The sequence below is a fragment of the Allosphingosinicella deserti genome, assembly GCF_003012735.1.
In the GTDB taxonomy this organism is placed as follows: Bacteria; Pseudomonadota; Alphaproteobacteria; order Sphingomonadales; family Sphingomonadaceae; genus Allosphingosinicella; species Allosphingosinicella deserti.
The window spans coordinates 140,774-159,017 of the sequence record NZ_PXYI01000002.1 but is presented as its reverse complement, the minus strand read 5'-3'; the positions used below and the strand labels follow the sequence as shown (position 1 = coordinate 159,017).

The window sequence follows — 18,244 nt, the reverse complement described above, 5'->3', positions numbered from 1 at the left end:
GCTAGCGCCGCTCCCAGCGCATCGTGATCTCCAGACGGTTGGGGAACAGCAGCGCGAACAGGCCGCGGCGATAGCGGCCTTCACGCTCGGCGGCGATGCGATAACCGCTCGCCTCGGCGAGCGCACGCCATTCGGCGCGGCTCAGATACGACGCCTTCAACATGCCCGAAAAGGGAAGATTGCCGAGCAGATCGAGGATCGTCAGCCGGACATGATCGAGCGGACCGCCGGCGACATGATCCTTGATATAGAGCGGACCGTCGACCACCCGTGCGATTTCCCGAAAGAGCGGCAAACGCCGCTGCGCCGGAACATGATGGACGACATTGTTGATCGTCGCCGCTGCGAAGGCACTCGCCGCAAAGGGCATCGCCGCACCGTCATAGACCTGGGTGGCGATCGTCAGATCAGGGCAGAAACGGTCTTCGACGTCGACCGCGGTTACCGATCCGGCGGGCAGCAAATCGGCGATGCACTGGCCGATCACACCGGTGCCGCCACCGACATCGAGCACGTGCGCGTGATGCTGCTGCCAGACGGCGAGGAGATCGTTCAGCATCACCGTCTGATAGGTTGGGCGCTTGCCCCGATAGAATCGGAGATGGCGCGCCAACGTTCGGCTGACGTCCGCCGTGCTGATCATCATCGTCGCAGTCACCCCAATGTTCCTTGTTCATGGCGCCGCGAATCCGGCATTGTGATCGCCCACCGGCTGCCGAAATAGTTTACGGCAAGCATGACCATGGTGGCCAGTGGAGCGGCTACCACCATCGGCAAACCGATTGCCTTCGAGAGCAGCCAGAGCAAGGCCGCCGAGAGCGGGAAATTTGGCAGCATCGCCAACACGTAACGGACGAAACTGCCCGGGCCGTTCGACGTCTCGAAAGTGTAGCGGCTGTGCAGCAGATAGCCCACGACGACGACGATCGCGAAGGATGCCGCTATGCTCGCCAGCAGCGGCAGGCCTGCCGCATCGCCCGCGATCATCGTCGCATTGTGGATCACCCAGCAGACCGCTGAGACCGTGAGATAGCGCAGGCTCTTGGCAGGCATGCTCATGCCGCCGCCTTGGTGCAGCGAACGACATAGATGCAGGCATTGTCGTCCCGCAGGCCGGCCGGCGTGATCCGGTCTTCAAGCCAGGCGCGCAGATTCATGACCAGCGCCAAGGCGGCGGCCACGACCGGGCCGGCGAGAGGAAGTCTGCGCAGGAAATAAGCGTAGCCGGCGAGCCTGATCATGGTGGTAGTGGCGAGCGGCCCGGCGATCGCCTCCATCGACTCCACCCGAAATCCACGGGCTTCGATGTCGACCACCAATCCGGTGCGGGTCCAGCGCCGATGATCCTCGGGGTGGGGATGGAACAGCCAGTTACCGTGTGTGGACAGCAGAAGCGACCCTTGCGCCTTCAGCACCCGCGCCGCCTCGCCAAGATAGGTATCGAGATCGCGAACATGCTCCAGCACTTGCACCGACAAGACGGTGTCGATGCTCCTGTCGGCGACGGGGAGGGTGCCATCGGGCGCAATCCGAACCTGCGGCGCGCCATCGAGATCGGCGGCGAGATAGTGCGCGCCCTGGTTTTCGATCATGGCGCGGTACGGCATGGTGCCGCAGCCGAAATCGAGCACCTGGCCGCCGCTCCGAACGCACGCTTGCGCCTGACGGGCGAGCGCGCCGGCGAGACCGCGGAGCATCAGCCAGTCCGTGTCCCACGGCCGTGGGACACGCCTGCGGGAGGCCTCGTGCGCCGCGTTCATCGGACCGGGATCCCCGGGAAAGGCGGCGAGATCGGCCCGGATTGCCGCGCCGCGGGCGGGATGGCGGCACCGAACTCGGCATTGTGGCCGGCGATGATGGCGACGACGAAGCCGCCCAGCATCGTCTGCAGCCCAGTTGCGCCTAGCGCGGCCGCGGCCGTGAGCGGCAGCACCGACGGGAGGGCAGCGAAGCTAGCGCCCGACCATTGGAACCCGATTGCGGCGAACAGCGTGAGCGACGACAGCAGCAGGGCGCCGCCACCGGCAAGGAAGACTTCCAGCTGCAGCAGCCCGCGGAACTTCGAAAGCAGGGGCGCGGGGCGGCGATATCCGGCACGGACACCATGCAGGTGCATCGCCAAGGCCATCAGGCCCGCAAAATGGCCGCTGGTGAGGAGGAAGCCGGCGACGATCGACCAGCTTGCTCCGAACGGACCGCTCCCGGGGAGCAGGCCGGATTGATGCAGGAACGCGGTCAGCAGTATCAGGCTGCCGAGCGCCATGGCGAGCATCGCCGGCGCTCCGAACGCCCAGCTTGGGCTCAACATGAAGAGATAGCGCAGGTGCCGCCAGCCGTCGCGCCAGGGGCGCAGATGCGGCGGACGACTACGCTTGTCGACCAGAAGCTTTGCCGGAACCTCGTCGATCCGCAGGCCGAGCAGGGCGGCCTTGATAACCATCTCGCTGGCGAATTCCATTCCGGTGCCGGTGAGCTTCAGCGCCTGGAAGGCATCCTTGCGAATCGCGCGAAGGCCGCAATGGGCATCGCCGATACCCGAGCGGAACAGGATGTTGAGAATGCCGGTGAGGATCGGGTTGCCGATGTGGCGATTCTTCCACGGCATCGCACCGGCCGCGATACCGCCGCGAAAGCGCGAACCCATGCAGAAATCGGCGCCGGCGTGAAGGCGGCCGATCATCGCCACGCCATCGGTGAAGTCGTAGCTCCCGTCCGCATCCCCCATCAGGATGTAGCGGCCGAATGCGGCCTCGCCCCCGCCGATCAACGCGGCGCCGTAGCCTCGCGCCGCAACCGGCACGACTCGTGCGCCGAGTCGCTCGGCGATCGCCTGGCTGCCGTCGGTTGATCCGTTGTCGGCGATCACGATCTCGCCGGCGAGGCCGAAGCGGCGCTCGATCTCGGACAAGGCCGCGCGCGCATTGACGATGCAATGCTCGAGGCATTCCGATTCGTTGAGACATGGCATGACGATGGATACCGCAAGGGCCTGACCCTCGGAGACCATGGTCTTCAAATCCGGTGTCGAAAGCTCGCGCATCTGGTTCCCGCCTGTGACGGAGCAGGGCTAAACGCCTTTGGTTAACAACGGATTTAAGTTTGGGCCGGTGAGACGCCGGAGCGTGCGACGTCCCCTCGGGGCCCCGCGCCGTGCGGTCTGCGGCCAACTCCGATTGGCGCCGGCTTCGGCGTCCGAGATCGGCGGAGAAACCATCGTGACCGACACGCCCGACGGCCCGATCATCCGGCTGGCGCTGGAGAATGACCTCGCCGCACTTCGCGCCCTGATGGAGCGCGCCATCGCCGAGCTGCAGCGCGATTTCCTCTCGGCGACGGAGATCGACGCCAGCCGCGAGGTCATGGGACTGGACACCCAACTCGCTGCCGACGGCACCTATTTCGTTGCCGAGCTGGACGGAAGCATCGTCGGCTGCGGCGGCTGTAGCCGGCGCGCGACCCTATACGGGGGCGACCACAGCCATGCGCGGCGTGAGTCGCGTCTGCTCCATCCGCAACAGGATCCAGCCCGCGTGCGGGCGATGTACACCGATCCGGCGGTTGCGGGCCGCGGAGTCGGACGCCGGATCCTCGCAGCCTGCGAGCAGGCGGCGGCTGCGGAAGGCTCTGCCGCCGCCGAGTTGATGGCCACTCTCGCCGGAGAGCCGCTCTATCGCGCGTGCGGTTATGTCGAGCTTGAGCGGACCGCCGCCGCCGTCGGCGAGGTGTCGGTGCCGCTCGTTCGCATGGGAAGTCGTTGCGGGTGCGTTGCGTTCCCCACGCACCGTAGCCATGACGGGGCCGCCAGCTTTGCCCTACGCTGGCGCGTTGCCACGCGCTGAACCCCTCCAGCACCGGGCCGCAATCGAGGATATGCCGATGTTCGATCGTCGCCAGTTCATCGCATCCGCAGCGTCGCTCTCTACACTTGCGCTCCCGGTCCGCGCCTCGGCGGAAGCGGGCGATCCGATCACCAAACTGCTCGACGATGCAGTACAGCGCGCCTTGCAGGACTCGCCGCAGCTTCTGACGCTGACGGGCCTCGATGCCGGAAACAATGCCGCCGCGCGCGGCAAGCTCGACGATCGGTCACCCGGGGGTGTCGGGCGGATGCGGGCGATCTTCGCCGATCTCGCGGCGGGCCTCGCCCGGCATGATCCGGCAAAGCTCCAAGGAAGCGACTGGATCAACCATCAGTCGGCCGCCTATCTCGCCGCGACGACGCTCGAGAGTTTCTCATTCCCCTTCGGCGATCCGAACGTCGGCGTGGCGACGCCTTATATCGTCTCTCAGCTTTCCGGTTCGTATCGCAGCATCCCGTCGTTTCTCGCAACCCAGCACCGGGTGGACAGCCGCGCCGATGCCGAAGCCTATCTTTCGCGCTTGTTTGCCTTCGCCAAGGTGCTGGACCAAGAGACGGAGCGCGCCCGCGCCGATTTCGAGCGCGGCGTAATTCCCCCGGATTTTGTGCTGCGGACAACGTCGGCGCAGCTAGCGGCGCTGACATTTCCGGATCCGAGCCGATCCGAGCTTGCGACTGGCCTCAGCGCACGCGCGACGGCGAAGGGGATCGAAGGCACTTGGAACGCCGGGGCCGCGGCAATCGTCGGACGCGACGTCTACCCGGCACTTCGGCGACAGGCTGCGCTCCTTTCCGGCGCACTGCCTCGGGCGGGCGATGACGCCGGTGTGTGGCGCCTGCCGCGCGGGGAGGATTATTACCGCTACGCGATACGGGCCGCGACCACGACCGACATGGTTCCAGCGGAGATCCACCGCCTCGGCCTCGAACTCGTCGCCGAACTCACCGCCAGGGCCGACACGATCCTGCGCGCGAGCGGCCTCACCTCCGGATCCGTGGCAACGCGGATCGCTTCGCTTCGGCGCGATCCAGCGCAGCTTTATTCGAACGACGAGGCAGGCCGCGCCATGTTGCTCGCCGATCTCGGACGTACGGTCGAGCATGTGCAGACGCAGCTTCCCGCCTGGTTCGGCCAGCTGCCGAAGGCGAAGCTCGACATCGTGCGAATGCCGCCCTCGATCGAAGCAGGCGCACCCGGCGCGACCTATCAGACGCCGAGTCTCGACGGTAACCGTCCGGGGCTGTTCTCGATCAACCTGCGTGATTTGGCCGAGTGGCCGCGCCTCGACCTGCCAACCTTGGTCTTCCACGAGGGGATACCCGGGCATCATCTCCAGAATGCCTTGATGATCGAAGCGGCCGACCTGCCGATGCTGCGGCGCATGCCGATCTTCTCGGGCTATTCGGAGGGCTGGGCGCTCTATGCCGAGCAACTCGCCGACGAGATGGGCGCGTATGCGGACGCGCCGCTCGCCCGTCTCGGCTACATCGCGTCGATGCTGTTCCGGGCGACCCGTCTGGTGGTCGATTCAGGCATCCACCACATGCGCTGGAGCCGGGCCCAGGCGATTCGCTACATGGTCGACACGCTCGGCGATGCCGAAAGCACCGTCACTCGGGAGGTCGAGCGCTATTGCGTGCAGCCCGGACAGGCTTCCAGCTACATGCTCGGATGGCGGGTGTGGACGGCGGCGCGCGAGCGCGCGAAAGCACGGCTCGGCACCCGGTTCGACATCCGCACCTTCCACGATCGCGGCCTGCTCGCCGGTTCGATGCCGCTCGACGTGCTGGCCAGGGTGATCGACGACTGGAAATAATCACCCGAAAGGGTCAGCTGGTGATGACCCTTGCGAGCGTTGCGTCCACTCTAACGTCGTCCATTTGCGCGATATTGAAGCGCATGAACCGGGCTGCATTGCCGGAGACGCTGAAGGCATTGCCGGGCGCGAGCACGACGTCGTCGGCCAGTGCGCGGCGTGCGACCTCCGCCGAATCACTGCCTTCGGGAAGGCGGCACCAGAGGAACATGCCGGCTGTAGGGACGTGCCACGCTTCGATCCCGAGCCTGCCGAGGCGGTCGAGCACCCGGCCGCGACGGCGCGCCAGTTGGACACGAAGGCGCTCGACATGACGGCGGTAGCTTCCGTCGGTCAAGACGGAGACGAGCAACGCGGCGCTGAGCGGGCTCGACGCCATGCCGGTGGCAAGCCGCAGGTCGGTGAGATCGGCGATCCAGTCGTTCCGCGCTGCGATATGGCCGCAGCGAACCGCAGCCGACAGCGTCTTGGAAAAGCTGCCGATGCGAATCACCCGGTCGAGCCCGTCGAAAGCGGCCAGCCGTGGTGCCGGCTCGCTCTCGAAATCACCGAAGATGTCGTCCTCCACGATCACCATGTCGTGGCTCTCGGCGATCCTCAGAACCCGGTGCGCCGCCGCCGCGGAGAGCGTCGCGCCCGTGGGATTATGGAGCGCTGCGTTGGTGATGTAGAGCCGGGGACGGTGGGCTTCGACGGCGGTTCGGAATGCTGTCAGATCGGGGCCGGTGGGCGTGTAGGGGACGCCGATCACCTTCGCCCGATGCGCACGCAGAACCGTGTGGAAGTTGAAGTAGCAAGGATCGTCGACCAGCACCGTGTCGCCGCTCTCCAGCAGGAAGCGGCAGATGAGATCGATCGCATGCGAACCCGAATCGGTCAGCAGCACCTGCTCCGGAGCGACGTCCACCCCCTGCTCCGCCATCCGTCGCGCGATCAGCGTGCGCAGTGTTTCATCACCCTGAGGCGGCCCATATTCGAACAGGGTTGCGCCGCTGCCGTCGCGCGCAAGCGACCGGAGCGCACGGCGAAGTGCGTCCTCGGGCATCCAGCTGTCGGGCAGCCAGCCACAGCCTGGGCGCAGGGCGGTCCCGGCGGGCCGCAGAGATTGCCGCATCGTCCATAAAGGGTCGGCGGTCGGATCGGTGTCGGCCTCTGCCGACAACAGCCGCAAGGGCGCGAGCGGCGCGGCGACGTAGAAGCCCGAACCGGGCCGCCCTTCCACCAGCCCCTCCGCAGCGAGCCGGTCATAGGCCTCCACCACGGTCGATTTGGAGACGATGAGCGCACCGGCCATTGCGCGGACCGACGGAATGCGCGCTCCTGGGGTCAACAGCCGGCGATCGACCCTGTGCCGGATGACCTCCATCACCTGGGTTACCTTGCTCGCGGTGCGTACTGGACTGCTTACCATGACAGTTCGGCCTTATCGTACTGCACTGTGACTGGCCAGTCCGGCGGCTCTGGGCGACGTTGGCAGACATGACACGGCAACAGCAGGGCCTCGCATTCGGGCTCATCGGTATCCTGATCTTCAGCGGATCGCTGCCTGCCACCCGCGCGGCAGTGGACGGGTTCAACCCAGTCTTTCTCACGGCGGCGCGAGCGCTGCTGGCAACGCTCGCGGCCTGCCTCCTGCTGCTCATCGGAGCACGGCAACGTCCCGACCGGAAGGAAATCCGCAGCCTCATCGTGGTGGCCTTGTGTGTCGTGCTGGCCTACCCGTTGCTCTCGGCAATCGCGCTCACCCATATGCCCTCGGCCCGCGCAATCCTGTTTACCGGACTGCTGCCGATCGCCACCGCCGCCGCCGCAATCCTTTGCGGGGGAGAGCGCCCTCGCCTTCCCTTTTGGCTGTTCGCGATCGCCGGTGCAGGCGTGGTCGGGAGCTTCGCATTGCTGAACGGCGCAGCCGCGCGCGCCGACCATGTCGGCGACTGGCTGATGCTTGTCGCAATCCTGCTCTGCGGCCTCGGCTATGCCGAAGGGGCGAAGCTCGCGCGGACCCTGGGCGGAATTCAGGTGATCTGTTGGGCGCTCTTGCTCTCCTCGCCGGCCATGCTGTTCGTCGCACTTTGGCTGTGGCCAGCTACCTTGTCCGGCATAGAGCCGTCGGCATGGATCGGTCTTGGCTACGTATCACTCTTCTCGATGCTGATCGGCTTCGTCTTCTGGTATCGTGGCCTCGCGCTTGGCGGGACGACGAAGGTAGGTCAGCTGCAATTGCTGCAGCCGCTGGTCGGCTTCGGTTTGAGTGCCCTGCTGCTCGGCGAGGCCGTCGGCTGGCCGACACTGCTGGCCGCTCTGGCCGTCCTGCCCTGCGTGGCCGGCGCGCGCCGCTACGCCTGACCCCCTGACCGAGGACCAAGAATGAGCATCGCCGACCGCGTGCGGATCCACGACGTCACCCTGCTGTCCGACAATTGGTACATCCTGAAGAAGACCCGTTTTTCCTTTCTGCGTTCCGACGGGCGCTGGCAGGAGCAGACCCGGGAAACCTATGATCGTGGCAATGGCGCCGCCATCCTGCTCTTCGATCGCGAGCGCCGCACGATTCTGCTCGTGCGGCAGTTTCGCTTCCCCGCCTTCGTCAACGGCCACGACGATCTGCTGATCGAGGCTCCGGCCGGCCTGCTGGACGCGCGCGCCCCGGCCGAAGCGATCCGGGCCGAGGTTGCGGAGGAAACCGGGTTCGCGGTCGGCGAGGTCAGGCAGATATTCGAAGCCTATATGAGCCCCGGGTCGGTGACCGAGAAGCTCCACTTCTTCGTCGGCGAATATGCACCCGGGGATCGGGTGGGCCAGGGCGGCGGCTGCGTCGCCGAGGGCGAGGACATCGCCGTCCTGGAGATCGACATCGACGAAGCCCTGACCATGATCGGCGACGGCCGGATCTGCGACGGCAAGACGATCATGCTGGTGCAATATGCAGCGTTGAATCTGTTCCGGAGCTAACCGGTGGAGGGTTGCTAGGCGCGCACTGCCCAAAACGTGCACGGAAGCTCTGGGGCGAGATGCCGAGACGCCGATGAAAGACCCGGCGCATGCGCTCCTCGTCGCCAAAGCCGGTTTCGGCGGCGATGCGCTTGATAGAGGTCCTCCCCGCTTCGAGGGCGCCGATCGCCGCCTCGAGCCGGAGATCCTCGACGAAGCGCGCCGGTGTCGTGCCGTAGCACGCGGCGAACTTGCGCGCGAAGCTGCGGCTCGACATTGCGCAGTGACGGGCGAGCCGTTCGACGTCGAGCCGCTCCCCCAAACGGTCCGCAATCCAGCCGGAGAGCGCGCCAAGGCGAGACGTGGCACCCCTGCTTTCTGCCGCGATCTGGCCGGTGAGGACTTTGCTGTATTGCGCCTGACCACCTGGTCGATGCAGGAACACGACGAGCTGCCGCGCCACCGTAAGCGCGACTCTGCGGCCGAGATCCTGCTCCACGAGCGCCAGCGCCAGATCGATGCCGGCACTCACTCCGGCCGAGGTCCAGATATGGCCGTCTTGCACGTAGATCGGGTCCGTCTCGACATGGACGGCGGGGAACAATGTCTTGAAGCGTGCGACGTCTTCCCAGTGCGTGACCGCACGACGGTCGTCGAGAAGGCCCGCGGCGGCGAGGATGAAGGCACCACTGCAGACGCTGCAGACGCGCTCGCAGCCGCGGGCGATCGGCTCAAGCGGCTCGACGAGCGCCCGGAGCCTTGCCGCATCGTCCAGCCCGATGCCGCCGGAAACGATCAAGGTTGAAAGAGCGTCCGGCGTGCAGGCCGCGATCGGCTGCGTATCGATGATCATGCCGCTGGCGGTCACCACCGGCCCGCCCCTCGGCGACCAATAACTGAGCGCGTAGGCTTCGCCCGAGCGACGCAGTCTGTTGGCGGCGGCGAACACCTCGGCAGGGCCGGCGATGTCGAGCGCAAGGGCATTGTCGAAGAGAAAGAAGCCGACGTTCATCTCGAGTTTCCGGTTTGGCGGATGAGGGAGGCTTAGCAAGCCACTGCCGGGAAAGTGGCAGAAAACGAGGCTCGGTCGGCAGAAGGTCTTCGCTTCGGAGCGCTAAGAGGTTCAAAAGGAGATCAGGAATGGCGCTCGAACTCAGGCCCAATTGCGAACGCTGCGACGCCGATCTGCCGCCCGAGACGGCCGACGCTTTCATCTGCTCGTACGAATGCACCTATTGCGAGCCTTGCGTCGCAACGCTCGGCAATGTCTGCCCGAATTGCGGGGGCGGCTTCGCACGAAGGCCGATCCGCCCGGCCCGCGAATGGCGTCGCGGACTTTCGCGCAGTCTCCAGCCGCCGTCCGAGCGACGCCGCCGGCTGGCTTATGGTCACGAGGAGCTGGCCGCATTCAGCGCACGTATCCGGGACATTTCGCCCGAACGGAGATGATGCTCGACTGGAACCGGCGCGTCTCCGCCGCCATATGCGCGCGCGAAAGGACCGCCATGAAATACCTCCACACGATGATCCGAGTCTCCGATCCAGAGGCGACGATCCGCTTCTTCGAGCTGCTCGGCCTGCGGGAGATCCGCCGAATGGACAATGAGAAAGGACGCTTCAGCCTGATCTTCCTTGCTGCACCGGGCGACGAACAGGCACAGGTGGAGCTCACCCACAATTGGGACGAGAAAGGCTATTCGGAGGGGCGCAATTTCGGTCATCTGGCCTACCGCGTCGCCGACATCTATGAGACCTGCCAACGGCTGATGGACAATGGGGTGACGATCAACCGGCCGCCGCGCGACGGCCACATGGCGTTCGTCCGCAGTCCCGACAATATCTCGATCGAATTGCTCCAGGCCGGCGATTCGAAGCCGCCGCAGGAGCCTTGGGCGTCGATGCCGAATACCGGCCATTGGTGAGAGGATCGGGGGCACGATCGACCGGCGCGGGACTGGCGCCTTTGTTCATCCGGATTGCTGGAAAATCGTGCTCCCCTCCCCCGCTTCCGCTAGAGTTGCGTCATGATCGAGATCGTCCGCATCCCCGCCCTCAGCGACAATTATATCTGGCTGGTGCATGAGCCGGACTCCGGAGAGACGGTGGTCGTCGATCCTGCCGAGGCTGCGCCGGTGCTTTCCGCCGCCGAGGCGAGGGGGTGGCGGATCACCCAGATCTGGAACACGCATTGGCATCCCGATCACACCGGCGGCAATGCTGCTTTGAAGGGGGCGACGGGCTGCACCATCACCGGGCCGGCGGCGGAAGCGGCCAGGATCCCGACGCTCGACCGCCAAGTGCGCGAAGGCGACCGGGTGCGGATCGGCACCGTTGACGCGGAGGTGCTCGAGGTTCCCGCGCACACGGCTGGGCACATCGCCTATCATCTCCCCTCGGAAAAGGCGGCGTTTGTCGGGGACACCCTGTTCGCCATGGGCTGCGGCCGCCTTTTCGAAGGCACGGCCGAGCAGATGCACGCCAACTTGCAGCGGCTTGGCGCCCTGGCGCCGGAGACTCGGATCTACTGCGCCCACGAATATACTCTTTCGAACGGCAGGTTCGCGCTGGTGGCCGAACCCGACAATGAGGCGATCCGCGACCGGATGGTGCGGGTCGAGGCGGCGCGTGCCGTCAATGAAGCGACGGTGCCGACGACGATCGCGCTGGAACGCGCCACCAACGTGTTCATGCGCGCGCGATCGGCGGAGGAGCTCGCCGCCCGGCGGTTGGCCAAGGACAATTTCCGCGGCTGAATCCGTCTGATCTCGATCAAGGCGTGGGTCCGAACGCACGCCTTGGCGTTCTCGCGAGCGAGGAGAATAGACGATGAAGCAAATCCTGCTCTTTCCGACATTGGCGCTGCTCGCGGGCTGCACCCAACAGGCAGGCGAGAACGCGCCGGCCGAGGTGAGCCGGTCCGGCGAGTCCCGACTGGCGGCGGAACTTGCCGATTACCGACAGACCGGCGAAGCGCTGTCTTGCGTCAACAGCCGGGACCTTCAGGGCAATCGCAGCGTCGGCGAGGAAGCCATCATCTTCGAGGGGACTGGCCGCCGCATCTACGTGAACCGCCCTGCCGCAGGCTGCCCCAGCCTCAGCGGCGGCCGCGCTCTCCGGATCCGCACACCGAGCACCCGTTTCTGCCGCGGCGATATCGTCAGCGTGTTCGATCCGGTGAGCGGCATCGATTACGGTAGCTGCGGCCTCGGTGATTTCACGCCTTACAAGCGCAACTCGCGGTAGCCGCGACGCCGGCCCCGCACCGCCTTATTTCTTGTAGAGCGCGTCCAGCCTGTCCTCGTAGACCTTGCGGATGACATGGCGACGGATCTTGACCGAGGGGGTGAGCTGCTGGTTCTCGACCGTGAATGCCTCGTCGGCGAGGATGAAGCGGCGCACCTTCTCGATCACCGAGAGATCCTTGTTGACCCGATCGACCGCGGCACTGATGGCGCGGACATAGTCGGGATCGCGCTGAAGCGCCTCCGGATCGCGCTTCTTTCCTTCCGCCTTGCTCCACTCAGCAGTCCACTCGGGATCGGGCACGATGACCGCGACCAGATAGGGGCGGCGATCGCCCACCACCATCGCCTGCAGGATTGGCTCCTGCAGGGTGAGCATGCCTTCGACCTTCTGGGGTGCGACATTGTCGCCCTTGTCGTTGACGATCAGATCCTTCTTGCGATCGGTGATCACCAGGCGGCCCTTGTCGTCGAGATGACCGATGTCGCCGGTGTGCAGCCAGCCTCCCTCGAGCGCCTGCTCGGTCTGGCCGGGATTGCGCCAATAGCCCTTCATGACCAGCTCGCCGCGCACCAGGATCTCGCCATCCTCGGCGATGCGCAGTTCTGTATTCTTCAGCGGCGGCCCGACCGTATCCATCTTGATGCCGACGCTTGGGCGGTTGCAGCTGATCACCGGCGCCGCCTCGGTCTGGCCGTAGCCCTGCAGCAGGGTGAGGCCGATCGAGTGGAAGAAGATGCCGACGTCCGGATTGAGCGGGGCGCCGCCGGACACCATCGCCTTGATGCGGCCGCCGAATCGGGCGCTGATCTTCGGCCGCAAGGTGCGCGAGAGGATGAGGTCCATGGGGCGATCCCAGATCGGCACGCCGCCCGCATAGTCCTTGGCGCCGATCTCGAGCGCGCGCTTCAGCAGATAGTTGGTGACCGCGCCCTGTTTCTCGACGCTCTTGAGGATGCGCTGGCGGAGGACCTCGAACAGCCGCGGGACGACCACCATGATCGTCGGCCGCACCTCCTCGATGTTGGAGGCGAGCTTCTCCAGCCCTTCGGAATAATAGATCTGGCCACCGAGCCCGATCGGGAAGAACTGGCCGCCGCTATGCTCATAAGCGTGGCTCGCGGGCAGGAAGGACAGGAACACCTCATCCTCCCAGCCGAAATCCTCGTCGATGACCGCGATGCAGCCTTCGACATTGTGGAGGATGGCGCCGTGATGCTGCATGACGCCGCGCGGCGCGCCGCCGGTTCCGGACGTGTAGATCAGGCAGGCGAGGTCCTCCCGACGCACCCGCGCCGCCTCGGCAGCGACGGCCGACACATCGGGCGCTTCACGCGCGATCAGTTCGTGCCAGTCGTGGAAAGAGACGTTGCCGGTCTGCCCTCCCGGCAGCGGCTCCATGCCGATCACATGCTCGCAGCTGTTCGACCGGATCGCTGCGGGAAGCAGCGGCCGCGCGAGCTTCGCCGTCGACACGATCACCGCGCGCGCGCCGCTGTCGTTCATGATGTGATTGTGATCGCGCTCGGTATTGGTGACGTAGGTCGGTACCGTGACGCAGCCGGCGGCCATGATCGCCAGATCCGAGATGCACCATTCCGGCCGGTTCTCGGACACCAGCATCACCATGTCGCCCGGCTGAAGCCCGATCCTGCGCAGCGCCGCGGCGAGCGAGGCCACGCGTTGAGCGGCCTCTCGCCAGCTGATCGAGCGCCATTCTCCGTCCGCCTTCGCCCACAGGAACGGCGCGTCGCCTTTCTCGGCGGCGCGGCTGAAGAACATCGTCACCAGATTCGGAAAGTGTTCGAACGCGCGCATTTCCCCTCCCAGGGCATTTCTCTCTCTGCCGGCGCCTATGCTTAGGCTTGCCGAATTCATTGGGCGAGGGCGACGCCCTCGCTGCGCGGGTCGGCGGCGCCGGCCCAATGCCTGCCGACTCGCTCGATCGCATTGGCCTTGAAGCCCGGAGCGACCACCTGAACCTGGTGGCCCATCGCACGCAGCGCGGGGGCCATCGCTTCCAGCGTGCCGCCCCGCTCCAGACGCAACTGATCCTCCAGGCCGATCATCACCGGGAGGGCGATCGCATCCTGCGCGCTCATGTTCCAGTCGAGCACCGCGATCAGTGCCTTGGCCACCTGCGCGATGATCGTCACGCCGCCCGCGGCGCCGATCGCGATCCGGACGTCTCCGTCAGGCCCGTAAACGATGGTCGGCGCCATCGAGCTGCGCGGACGCTTGCCGGGTTCCACGCGGTTCGCCGTCGCGATGCCGTTCCGGTCGGGCACGATGTTGAAGTCGGTGAGCTCGTTGTTGAGATAATAGCCGTTGGCCATCAGTCCGGAGCCGAACGGACCCTCGATCGTGGACGTCATGTTGGCGACATTGCCGGCGCCGTCGACCGCGACAAAGTGGGTGGTCGCCGGTACCTCGCCATCGCGGACCGAGGCGACTTTGGGCGCTCCCCGCGGCGTTCCGGCGGTGACCTGCGTCATTGCCTTGTCCGTTCGGATCAGCTGCGACCGTGTCTTGAGGTATTCCGGATCGATCAGCCCCTCGACCGGGACCCGGACATTGTCGGGGTCGCCGACATAGGCCTCCCGGTCGGCATAAGCGAGCCGCATCGATTCGCCGATAAGATGCCAGGCGGCAGGATCGTTCGGGCCCATCGCGGCCATGTCGAACCGCTCGAGCTGCTTCAGGATCGCGTAGACGGTGGTGCCCCCGGACGAGGGCGGGCCCATTCCGCAGATTCGATAGCGCCGATAGGTACCGCAGACCGGCTCGCGCTCCTTCGCCTCATAGGAGGCGATGTCGCCCACATTCATCTGCGACGGATTGCGCGCGGCGGTGTTGACGGCGCTGACGACCGCTTGTGCGTTCGGTCCCGTGTAAAACCATTCGGCCCCGCGGGTGGCGAGCTCCTCGAGGAAACGGGCGAGCTCCGGATTGCGGACGATCGTGCCCGCCGGTTTGGCAGCGCCGGCGGCGTCGTAGAAGAGCGAGCGGCCCATCGGAGTCGACGCAGCCAGATCCGCATTGGCGGTGAGCGTGCGATGAAAGCGCGGCGTGATCGCGAACCCATTGCGAGCGAGGCGGATCGCCGGCGCGAAGACTTTTGCCCAGGGAAGCTTGCCATGCGCCTGATGGGCGCGCGCCATCAGCCGGATGTTCCCGGGCACGCCGACGCTGCGACCTCCCGGGATCGCCCGGCGATAGGGCAAGGGCTCGCCCCCGGCGTCGTAGAACCAGTTCGGCCCCGCCGCCGCCGGAGCTTCCTCGCGGCCATCGATCGTGGAAAGCCTGTCGGCCTTCTCGTCATGATAGAGGAAGAAGCCGCCGCCGCCGATGCCGGACGATTGCGGCTCCACCACGGTCAGCGCGAGCATCATCGCCAGCGCCGCGTCGGCAGCGGAACCGCCGGCGTTGAGGATTTCCCGCCCCGCCTCGGCCGCGCGCGGATCTGCGGCGGAAACCATCCCCGGAAGGGCGACCGCCGACGCCGCCGTCTCGGCGCGCGCCGGCGCTTCGGCGTTGATAACGGGAGGCGTCGTGGCACAGGCGGCGAGAAGTGCCGAAACCGGCAGGAAAAAATGACGAAGCATGGGGCGGGACACTAGCCTCCCCGCCGCGCGCGGCAAGGCTTAAGAGGCAAGGCCCCGATGAGGGCGCCGGGCGATCAGTCGCCGCAGGCCGAATGGGACCTCTCTATTCCAGGCTTTCTCGTGGAAGAAGAAGGCAACGGCGTTGATACACGGCTCGATCAGCGCAATGCCGCCGGCAATGCTCAGCGAGCCGGTAAACCAATAAGCGACGCTGAAGCCGATCGTCAGGTGGATCGAAAGATAGGTGAGTGTCTTGAGAAGATCGGTCGGCATGGCGGATTTCCTGTCGTCCGCAGTCATGGCTCAGCGCGGTGCTGCGCGCCAACGAGGAGCTTTGATGACAGTGATCGGAATATTCTGGCCAAGCGGGTGCCCGATGATCAGTCGGCCGCGACCGCATCCATCACATTTGCAAATCCGTCCTGGCGCAGAAGCGCCTTGAGTTCCGCGGCGATCCGCTTCACCAGCCCCGGCCCCTCGTAGACGAGCGCGCTATAAAGTTGGATGAGGCTCGCTCCGGCGCGGATCCGTGCAAGAGCGTCGGCACCGGTTTCGATTCCCCCCGCCGCGATCAGCGGGATCGCGCCGCCCGTCGCGGCACGGAAATCGCGCAGCCGCGCGAGCGCCAGCGCCTTGAGCGGCGCGCCGGACAGACCGCCGGCCTCCCCGCGGTGCGAGGACCGGAGCGAGGGGCGGCTGATCGTGGTGTTGGACACGATCAGCGCATCCATTCGTCCCACCGAAACGGCGGCGATGTCGTCTATATCGGCGCGCTCCAGATCCGGCGCGAGCTTGAGAAAGATTGGCGGCGCGTTGCCCGCCGCCGCGCGTGCCTCGACCACCGCCGTTAGCAGATCCTCCAGCGCAGCGCGGTCCTGCAAGGCACGCAGGCCCGGCGTGTTGGGCGAGGAGATGTTGACGGCGAGATAGTCGGCGAGCGGCGCCATTTCGCGCACGCCGCGAGCGTAATCGGCGATCCGATCGACGCTGTCCTTGTTGGCCCCGATGTTCACGCCGACGATGCCGTTGCCGCGCACCCGGCCGGAAAGCCGGGCCTTGGCGGCTTCGAGACCGCCATTGTTGAACCCCATCCGATTGATCACCGCCCGATCCTCCGGGAGCCGGAACAGGCGCGGCTTGGGATTGCCCACCTGTGGGAGCGGCGTCAGCGTGCCCACCTCGGCGGACCCGAAGCCCAGGCCGAGCATCTGCCGATAAACCTGGGCGTTCTTGTCGAACCCGGCGGCCAGGCCGATCGGGTTGGGAAAGGAAAGTCCGGCAAGATCGACAGCGAGCATCGCGTCCGTCCCCGGAGGATCGCGGCCCGGCATGGTCTTGAGCGCAGCAAGGGTGAGGCGATGCGCCCGCTCGGCATCGAGGGCGAAGACGAAAGAACGAAACAGAGGGTAGAGCGCCATGGCCGGCCTATGGCACAGCTCCTTCGAGGTATCGAGCGCCGCATCGGCAGGAATATCGAGGCCGGGCAGAGTCCGGCCTCGTTTCACTTCCCCTCAGCGTCTGGAGAGCGTCACCGGATCCGTCTTCGGCTCCGGAAGCGCCAATTCCTCCTTTCCGGGAAGATCCCAGCGGTCCATCGTGATTGCCGAGCAGGCGAAGGTCGCCCGGTTGCGGATCGTGGCCGGCTGCATGGCGGACGCAAGTTCGGGCTGCTTGGCAGCAAGGGCTGCGCGGGCATCCGCGAGATGTTCGGAATAGCCGAGCCCGAAGAACTTTTTGCCGGTCGAAAGCTTGACGTCCATATAGGGGATGAAGTCGCCCAGATAGACCGTCTTCCCGGCGCCGACATGGAAGGTCGGCGCACCGAAGCAATTGCTGGTGACGATCACGCCCTTGCCGACCGAGGAACCGGTAATGACGTAATCGCCCGCAGTGACTCGCAGCACCTGAACCTCGAGCGGAGCCTTGCGGTCGCTGCTCTGTGCGATCACCGCATAGGTCGTCTTGTCGCCCGTCTTCTTCCAGTCGCGCGGCTGGTAGACGAGATCGCGGCCCTCGACGTCGTAACGCGCCATGGCAAGGGAGGCGGAGCGGCCGGCGCTGCCCTCGTCCGGCCGGCGGAAGGCAATCACGATCGCACCTTCGCCCGGTGCGAGCGTGAGTGGCGCCGCAATGTCGATCTTCTTGCCCAGGTAGAGGGAAGACGGCCCGTCCACCGGTGCGTCAAGCTTCAAAGCGGGATCGGCCGCCAGCGCGAACGTCTTCCGCTCGGTGATCTCGCCCTCGACGCGCTCGGCACCGACAATGGCGTTGAAATGCGCCTCCCGTTGCGCTTCCGTCATCGCCGCGACTTTCGCCGTCACGGCCGGCGACGGCTCGACCAGGCGCCATCCCTTGATCATCAGGCACGTGCGGCGATTGGCGCGGCGCTGCTGGCCCTCGGCGATCGCGCCGGCGATCAGGCCGCCGATGCCCGCCCCGATACCTGCAGCGATCGGCGACACGACGGCGGGATTGTAGTAATAAGGGATGGTTCCGGTCGGCGTTCGAGAGCCGCGCGCGATCAGGCGGCATTCCTGCCAATCCGAGTCATACTGCGCGCGGGTCGCACCAGGCTTGTTGTAGAAGCGGCTATCCTTGAGATCGCGCGCGGCGTCCTTGGCGATGTCTTCGGCACTGTCGTCGGTCGGGGCCGGCGGTGTCTGTGCCGACACGGCGGACGCCAGCAGCGACGCTGCGGCGAGCGCCGCAGCGAAATGTGTGATGCGCATGATAAAACCCCCCTGAAATCCACGAAACGCTAGCCCGGCCCCCGAGTCGGATACAACCGG

General features: G+C 66.2%; 19 protein-coding genes. 8 read left to right on the top strand and 11 right to left on the bottom strand.

Features of this window, described 5'->3' with window-relative positions:
• Nucleotide 1 precedes the first annotated feature (1 nt).
• From C7I55_RS05080 to C7I55_RS05065, 4 genes are read right to left on the bottom strand one after another with little or no spacing between them, the layout of a single operon-like run.
• Complete coding sequence (locus C7I55_RS05080; protein WP_106511836.1) at nt 2-658, bottom strand: class I SAM-dependent methyltransferase; 657 nt, start codon at nt 656-658, stop codon at nt 2-4.
• Nucleotides 655-1,059: a GtrA family protein gene (locus tag C7I55_RS05075; RefSeq protein WP_106511835.1), complete on the bottom strand. Its 405-nt coding sequence runs from the start codon at nt 1,057-1,059 to the stop codon at nt 655-657. The genes C7I55_RS05080 and C7I55_RS05075 overlap by 4 nt, the downstream gene beginning before the upstream one ends.
• The gene (locus C7I55_RS05070) at nt 1,056-1,697 is read right to left on the bottom strand and encodes a class I SAM-dependent methyltransferase (RefSeq protein ID WP_199192730.1); all 642 of its coding nucleotides are present in this window, start codon (nt 1,695-1,697) and stop codon (nt 1,056-1,058) included. Before C7I55_RS05070 ends, C7I55_RS05075 begins: the two co-directional genes overlap by 4 nt.
• 59 nt (nt 1,698-1,756) lie before the next feature.
• Nucleotides 1,757-3,040, bottom strand: coding sequence for a glycosyltransferase family 2 protein (locus C7I55_RS05065; RefSeq protein ID WP_199192729.1), 1,284 nt, complete (start codon nt 3,038-3,040; stop codon nt 1,757-1,759).
• A gap of 247 nt (nt 3,041-3,287) precedes the next feature.
• On the opposite strand from C7I55_RS05065, the gene C7I55_RS05060 reads away from it, so the two are divergent.
• Together C7I55_RS05060 and C7I55_RS05055 are read left to right on the top strand one after the other, a co-directional pair.
• Entirely contained in the window at nt 3,288-3,839 is a 552-nt protein-coding gene (locus C7I55_RS05060; RefSeq protein WP_106512420.1) for a GNAT family N-acetyltransferase, read from the top strand.
• A gap of 37 nt (nt 3,840-3,876) precedes the next feature.
• Nucleotides 3,877-5,676, top strand: coding sequence for a DUF885 domain-containing protein (locus C7I55_RS05055; protein ID WP_158266288.1), 1,800 nt, complete (start codon nt 3,877-3,879; stop codon nt 5,674-5,676).
• A 13-nt stretch (nt 5,677-5,689) separates the two neighbouring features.
• On the opposite strand, the gene C7I55_RS05050 is transcribed toward C7I55_RS05055, so the two are convergent.
• Entirely contained in the window at nt 5,690-7,087 is a 1,398-nt protein-coding gene (locus tag C7I55_RS05050; protein ID WP_106511832.1) for an aminotransferase-like domain-containing protein, read from the bottom strand.
• A gap of 68 nt (nt 7,088-7,155) precedes the next feature.
• On the opposite strand from C7I55_RS05050, the gene C7I55_RS05045 reads away from it, so the two are divergent.
• Together C7I55_RS05045 and C7I55_RS05040 are read left to right on the top strand one after the other, a co-directional pair.
• The gene (locus tag C7I55_RS05045; RefSeq protein WP_106511831.1) at nt 7,156-8,022 is read left to right on the top strand and encodes a DMT family transporter; all 867 of its coding nucleotides are present in this window, start codon (nt 7,156-7,158) and stop codon (nt 8,020-8,022) included.
• Nucleotides 8,023-8,043: 21 nt separating this feature from the next.
• Nucleotides 8,044-8,628 (top strand): NUDIX domain-containing protein, encoded by a 585-nt coding sequence (locus tag C7I55_RS05040; protein WP_106511830.1) that lies wholly within the window; start codon nt 8,044-8,046, stop codon nt 8,626-8,628.
• Here the strand turns inward: C7I55_RS05040 and C7I55_RS05035 are convergent.
• Complete coding sequence (locus tag C7I55_RS05035) at nt 8,585-9,619, bottom strand: GlxA family transcriptional regulator (protein ID WP_106511829.1); 1,035 nt, start codon at nt 9,617-9,619, stop codon at nt 8,585-8,587. The genes C7I55_RS05040 and C7I55_RS05035 overlap by 44 nt on opposite strands.
• 128 nt (nt 9,620-9,747) lie before the next feature.
• Here C7I55_RS05035 and C7I55_RS28705 point away from each other — a divergent pair, with 128 nt between their 5' ends.
• The 4 genes from C7I55_RS28705 (at nt 9,748) to C7I55_RS05015 (ending at nt 11,850) form a co-directional block, all read left to right on the top strand.
• Nucleotides 9,748-10,056 (top strand): DUF1272 domain-containing protein, encoded by a 309-nt coding sequence (locus C7I55_RS28705; protein WP_106511828.1) that lies wholly within the window; start codon nt 9,748-9,750, stop codon nt 10,054-10,056.
• A 56-nt stretch (nt 10,057-10,112) separates the two neighbouring features.
• Nucleotides 10,113-10,529 carry a VOC family protein gene (locus tag C7I55_RS05025; RefSeq protein WP_106512419.1) on the top strand — a complete coding sequence of 139 codons (417 nt, stop codon included), beginning with the start codon at nt 10,113-10,115 and terminating at the stop codon, nt 10,527-10,529.
• A gap of 102 nt (nt 10,530-10,631) precedes the next feature.
• Nucleotides 10,632-11,360, top strand: a complete 729-nt coding sequence (gloB, locus tag C7I55_RS05020) for a hydroxyacylglutathione hydrolase (RefSeq protein WP_106511827.1) — start codon at nt 10,632-10,634, stop codon at nt 11,358-11,360.
• A 73-nt stretch (nt 11,361-11,433) separates the two neighbouring features.
• Nucleotides 11,434-11,850, top strand: a complete 417-nt coding sequence (locus tag C7I55_RS05015) for a hypothetical protein (protein WP_106511826.1) — start codon at nt 11,434-11,436, stop codon at nt 11,848-11,850.
• Between the two features lie 24 nt (nt 11,851-11,874).
• Here C7I55_RS05015 and C7I55_RS05010 read toward each other — a convergent pair whose 3' ends face one another.
• The 5 genes from C7I55_RS05010 to C7I55_RS04990 all read right to left on the bottom strand — a co-directional run bounded on the left by C7I55_RS05010 (nt 11,875) and on the right by C7I55_RS04990 (nt 18,184).
• On the bottom strand, nt 11,875-13,668 hold the full coding sequence (locus C7I55_RS05010) for an AMP-dependent synthetase/ligase (protein WP_106511825.1): 1,794 nt from the start codon (nt 13,666-13,668) through the stop codon (nt 11,875-11,877).
• A gap of 56 nt (nt 13,669-13,724) precedes the next feature.
• Nucleotides 13,725-15,455, bottom strand: a complete 1,731-nt coding sequence (gene ggt / locus C7I55_RS05005; protein ID WP_106511824.1) for a gamma-glutamyltransferase — start codon at nt 15,453-15,455, stop codon at nt 13,725-13,727.
• 39 nt (nt 15,456-15,494) lie between these two features.
• A complete protein-coding gene (locus tag C7I55_RS05000; RefSeq protein WP_106511823.1) occupies nt 15,495-15,728 on the bottom strand; it encodes a DUF2061 domain-containing protein in 234 nt (77 codons plus the stop codon).
• Nucleotides 15,729-15,835: 107 nt separating this feature from the next.
• Nucleotides 15,836-16,873: a quinone-dependent dihydroorotate dehydrogenase gene (locus C7I55_RS04995; protein ID WP_106511822.1), complete on the bottom strand. Its 1,038-nt coding sequence runs from the start codon at nt 16,871-16,873 to the stop codon at nt 15,836-15,838.
• Between the two features lie 93 nt (nt 16,874-16,966).
• Nucleotides 16,967-18,184 carry a hypothetical protein gene (locus C7I55_RS04990; protein WP_106511821.1) on the bottom strand — a complete coding sequence of 406 codons (1,218 nt, stop codon included), beginning with the start codon at nt 18,182-18,184 and terminating at the stop codon, nt 16,967-16,969.
• Between the last annotated feature and the right edge of the window lie 60 nt (nt 18,185-18,244).

What these genes read in the sequence shown, in the direction of transcription:
- C7I55_RS05000 (WP_106511823.1), bottom strand. Translation starts at nt 15,728, where the DNA reads ATGCCGACCGATCTTCTCAAGACACTCACCTATCTTTCGATCCACCTG.
- C7I55_RS28705 (WP_106511828.1), top strand. Translation starts at nt 9,748, where the DNA reads ATGGCGCTCGAACTCAGGCCCAATTGCGAACGCTGCGACGCCGATCTG.
- C7I55_RS05075 (WP_106511835.1), bottom strand. Translation starts at nt 1,059, where the DNA reads ATGAGCATGCCTGCCAAGAGCCTGCGCTATCTCACGGTCTCAGCGGTC.
- C7I55_RS05040 (WP_106511830.1), top strand. Translation starts at nt 8,044, where the DNA reads ATGAGCATCGCCGACCGCGTGCGGATCCACGACGTCACCCTGCTGTCC.
- C7I55_RS05060 (WP_106512420.1), top strand. Translation starts at nt 3,288, where the DNA reads ATGGAGCGCGCCATCGCCGAGCTGCAGCGCGATTTCCTCTCGGCGACG.
- gloB (WP_106511827.1), top strand. Translation starts at nt 10,632, where the DNA reads ATGATCGAGATCGTCCGCATCCCCGCCCTCAGCGACAATTATATCTGG.
- C7I55_RS05070 (WP_199192730.1), bottom strand. Translation starts at nt 1,697, where the DNA reads ATGCTCCGCGGTCTCGCCGGCGCGCTCGCCCGTCAGGCGCAAGCGTGC.
- C7I55_RS05025 (WP_106512419.1), top strand. Translation starts at nt 10,113, where the DNA reads ATGAAATACCTCCACACGATGATCCGAGTCTCCGATCCAGAGGCGACG.
- C7I55_RS05055 (WP_158266288.1), top strand. Translation starts at nt 3,877, where the DNA reads ATGTTCGATCGTCGCCAGTTCATCGCATCCGCAGCGTCGCTCTCTACA.
- C7I55_RS05045 (WP_106511831.1), top strand. Translation starts at nt 7,156, where the DNA reads ATGACACGGCAACAGCAGGGCCTCGCATTCGGGCTCATCGGTATCCTG.
- C7I55_RS05050 (WP_106511832.1), bottom strand. Translation starts at nt 7,087, where the DNA reads ATGGTAAGCAGTCCAGTACGCACCGCGAGCAAGGTAACCCAGGTGATG.
- C7I55_RS04995 (WP_106511822.1), bottom strand. Translation starts at nt 16,873, where the DNA reads ATGGCGCTCTACCCTCTGTTTCGTTCTTTCGTCTTCGCCCTCGATGCC.
- C7I55_RS05010 (WP_106511825.1), bottom strand. Translation starts at nt 13,668, where the DNA reads ATGCGCGCGTTCGAACACTTTCCGAATCTGGTGACGATGTTCTTCAGC.
- ggt (WP_106511824.1), bottom strand. Translation starts at nt 15,455, where the DNA reads ATGCTTCGTCATTTTTTCCTGCCGGTTTCGGCACTTCTCGCCGCCTGT.
- C7I55_RS05015 (WP_106511826.1), top strand. Translation starts at nt 11,434, where the DNA reads ATGAAGCAAATCCTGCTCTTTCCGACATTGGCGCTGCTCGCGGGCTGC.
- C7I55_RS05035 (WP_106511829.1), bottom strand. Translation starts at nt 9,619, where the DNA reads ATGAACGTCGGCTTCTTTCTCTTCGACAATGCCCTTGCGCTCGACATC.
- C7I55_RS04990 (WP_106511821.1), bottom strand. Translation starts at nt 18,184, where the DNA reads ATGCGCATCACACATTTCGCTGCGGCGCTCGCCGCAGCGTCGCTGCTG.
- C7I55_RS05065 (WP_199192729.1), bottom strand. Translation starts at nt 3,040, where the DNA reads ATGCGCGAGCTTTCGACACCGGATTTGAAGACCATGGTCTCCGAGGGT.